3 protein-coding genes are annotated in these 3,419 nt (G+C 59.1%); all 3 read right to left on the bottom strand.

All coding sequences use genetic code 11. The annotated features are described in order from the left end of the window. Positions 1-74: 74 nt before the first annotated feature. The 3 genes from ACW9IR_RS29020 to ACW9IR_RS29010 all read right to left on the bottom strand — a co-directional run bounded on the left by ACW9IR_RS29020 (position 75) and on the right by ACW9IR_RS29010 (position 3,290). Entirely contained in the window at positions 75-1,028 is a 954-nt protein-coding gene (locus ACW9IR_RS29020) for an adenosine deaminase (protein ID WP_457466038.1), read from the bottom strand. An 80-nt stretch (positions 1,029-1,108) separates the two neighbouring features. Next, positions 1,109-2,074 (bottom strand): 2-oxoglutarate and iron-dependent oxygenase domain-containing protein, encoded by a 966-nt coding sequence (locus tag ACW9IR_RS29015; RefSeq protein WP_457466036.1) that lies wholly within the window; start codon positions 2,072-2,074, stop codon positions 1,109-1,111. Between the two features lie 142 nt (positions 2,075-2,216). Beyond that, the gene (locus tag ACW9IR_RS29010; RefSeq protein ID WP_150709028.1) at positions 2,217-3,290 is read right to left on the bottom strand and encodes a BMP family ABC transporter substrate-binding protein; all 1,074 of its coding nucleotides are present in this window, start codon (positions 3,288-3,290) and stop codon (positions 2,217-2,219) included. Positions 3,291-3,419 lie beyond the last annotated feature (129 nt).

Below are 3,419 nucleotides of genomic sequence, written 5' to 3'. Positions count from 1 at the left end.
TCAGATATAGATTTTTTAGCTGACACTCCGCTATCGCGAGCAGGCTCACTCCTACAAGGGTTTTGCGGTGTTGCTTACGGTTTTACCAGTCGCGCATCCAGGCTGTTCTGCGCCAGGCGCTTGGCCTGATCCTGGGTCATGCCCAAGTGCTCGTACAGCGCATGGAAGTTCTCGGTCACATAACCACCGAAGTACGCCGGGTCATCGGAGTTCACCGTGACCTTCACGCCACGCTCGAGCATGTCGAGAATGTTGTGCTGCGACATGTGATCGAACACGCAAAGCTTGGTGTTCGACAGCGGGCACACGGTCAGCGGGATCTGTTCGTCGATGATCCGCTGCATCAAACGCTCGTCTTCGATAGCGCGTACGCCATGGTCGATGCGCTGGATTTTCAGCAGGTCGATGGCTTCCCAGATGTACTCCGGCGGGCCTTCTTCGCCGGCGTGGGCAACGGTCAGGAAGCCTTCGTGGCGGGCACGGTCGAATACGCGCTGGAACTTGCTCGGCGGGTGACCCAGCTCGGAGCTGTCCAGACCGACAGCGACAAACGCGTCACGGAACGGCAGCGCCTGATCGAGGGTTTTCTCGGCTTCTTCTTCGCTCAAGTGGCGCAGGAAGCTGAGGATCAAACCGCTGGTGATACCCAGTTGCTGCTCGCCATCCTTCAATGCCGCTGCGATGCCGTTCAGCACCACTTCGAAGGGGATACCCCGGTCGGTGTGGGTCTGCGGGTCGAAGAACGGTTCGGTGTGAATCACGTTCTGTGCTTTGCAGCGCAGCAGGTAGGCCCAGGTCAGGTCATAGAAATCCTGCGAGGTGCGCAGCACGTCAGCGCCCTGGTAATACAGGTCAAGGAATTCCTGCAGGTTGTTGAAGGCGTATGCCTTGCGCAGGGTTTCCACATCGTTCCACGGCAGGGCGATCTTGTTGCGTTCGGCCAGGGCGAACAGCAGCTCAGGCTCCAGCGAGCCCTCCAGGTGCAGGTGCAGTTCAGCCTTGGGCAAGGCGTTGAGCCAGTCGTACATATTCTTTTCTCATCAGGTGCAATGACGGCATTCTACAGATGCTCGCCGAAACAATTGGCAAAACCTGACCAAGCGATCCATCAAACAGCTTCCTGCTCACGGCGATAGGCGTAGGTATCGGCGAAGCGCGAGAGCAGGAATTCGGCGCAGGTGGTGGTCGGATATTTCGCCGGATGCTGTGCGTCCTGACAACCCGGCAGGCATTCGATGCGCGTGTCCGGGTGTGGCTCGGCGAAGAACGGCATCGAGTAGCGATCCACGCCGAGCGGGCTGATCACCCGGTGCGGGGTCGAGCGATAACGGTCGTTGCTCCAGCGCGCCATCATGTCGCCGAGGTTGACCACGAAAGTGCCGTCAATCGGTGGTGCGTCAATCCATTCGCCTTTGACGTTTTTCACTTGCAGGCCGCCGGCGCTGTCCTGATAGAGCAGGGTAATGCAGCCGTAATCGGTATGCGCGCCGGCGCCTTGCTGCTCGGCGGAGCTGGCGGTGTGGCGGGGCGGATAATGGATCATGCGCAGGACGCTGACCGGATCAACGAAGCGGCTGTCGAAGAAGTCGCGTTCGATGTCGAGGGCGATAGTCATCGCACGCAGCAGGGTTTGCGCGAGGGCCTGCATGTCGAGGTAGTGCTGCTCCATCAACTCAGCCCATCCGGTTTGCACCGGATGACGGTTCGGCCCGCGCAACGGTTTTTCTGCGAGCACGTCCGGATGTTCGGCCGGCAGGTGCAGGCCCATGTCGAAGGTTTCTTTCAGATCGCTGGGTTTGCTCGGGTCGAGTTGCTCGGTGGCGATGGCGCCGTAGCCACGATGGTGGCGGGTCTGGGTGATGTCGATCTTGAGTTTTTCCTCTGCGGGCAGAGCAAAAAAACGTTGAGTCTGATCAAGCACGGCGTCGATGCGCTGCGCTGAAATCGGGTGGCCCTTGATGTAGAAAAAGCCCCATTCGCGGCAGGCGTGGTCGATTTGTTCGGCCACCGCAGGCCAGGCGTTTTCGTCGTCGCTATAGAGCGGGCTGATATCAATGATCGGAAGCTGATCCATACACAATCCTTGAGAGCGCTGAAGATCAAATGTAGGAGTGAGCCTGCTCGCGAAAGCGGTATATCAGGCAACACTTTTGTTGAATGACCCACCGCTATCGCGAGCAGGCTCACTCCTACAAGGGATGGTGGTATGACTGGGATTACTTCGGCATCTCAGCCTTCATGCCTTCAACGTAATAGTTCATCGACGCCAGTTCCGCCGTGGTCGCACTCACGCCCGCCGGGATTTTTTCGACGCCGGCCTGATCCTTGATCGGCCCGGTGAACGGTTGCAGCGCGCCACTCTTGATGTCGGCAATGATCTGCTCGGCCTCGGCTTTCACCGGCGCCGGCACCAGATCGCTGATTGGCAGTTCAACCGTGCCTTCCTTCAGCCCGCCCCAGTAATCCTGGGGTTTCCACGAGTGGTCGATCACGCTCTGCGTCGCCTGAATATAGTGCGGCGCCCAGTCGTTGACGATCGAGGTCAGCACCGCTTTCGGCCCGAAGTGCGCCATGTCCGAGGCGTAACCCACCGCGTATACGCCGCGACGTTCGGCAGCTTGAATCGGCGCCGGGCTGTCGGTGTGCTGGAACACCACATCGACGCCCTGATCGATCAGCGCGTTGGCGGCATCGGCTTCCTTGCCCGGATCGAACCAGGAGTTGACCCACACCACTTTGATCTCGGTGCCGGGGTTGTATTTGTTCAAGGCCAGTTGGATTGAGTTGATATCGCGGATCACCTCGGGGATCGGGAACGAAGCGACGTAACCGATCTTTTTGGTCTTGGTCATCTTCGCCGCGAGGAAGCCACCGACATAACGCCCCTCGTAAGTGCGCGCCAGATAGGTGCCGAGGTTCTTGTCCTGTTTGTAGCCGGTGGCGTGTTCGAAGGTCACCTTGGGAAACTGCTTGGCGACTTTGACAGTGGGGTTCATGTAGCCGAAAGAGGTGGTGAAGATCAGGTCGTACTTGTCCTTGGCCATGTTGCGGATGACCCGCTCGGCGTCGGCGCCTTCGGCGACGTTCTCGACGTAGTTGGTGGTGATCTGGTTGCCGAATTTCTCGGCGAGGGCCTTGCGCCCCTGCTCATGCTGATACGTCCAGCCGTGGTCACCGATCGGGCCGATGTAAACGAAACCGACCTTCAGCGGATCGGCAGCGCTGGCGCTCAGGCTGATCCCCAGACCGAGGGCGGCGCACAGCAGTTTGTGCAGCGGACGTATTTGCATGAATTGGAGCTCCATTTTGTTGTGTGTGGTCAGGGCCAATGCAAATTGCTGACCAACAGGACAACAAACAATCCGAAACCGCGCTGTGACCTTCGCGAGCAAGCTCGCTCCCACAGGGGATCGCATTTC

The sequence above is a fragment of the Pseudomonas sp. SDT291_1_S447 genome (assembly GCF_054070155.1).
This window is presented reverse-complemented; position numbering and strand designations above follow the sequence as displayed.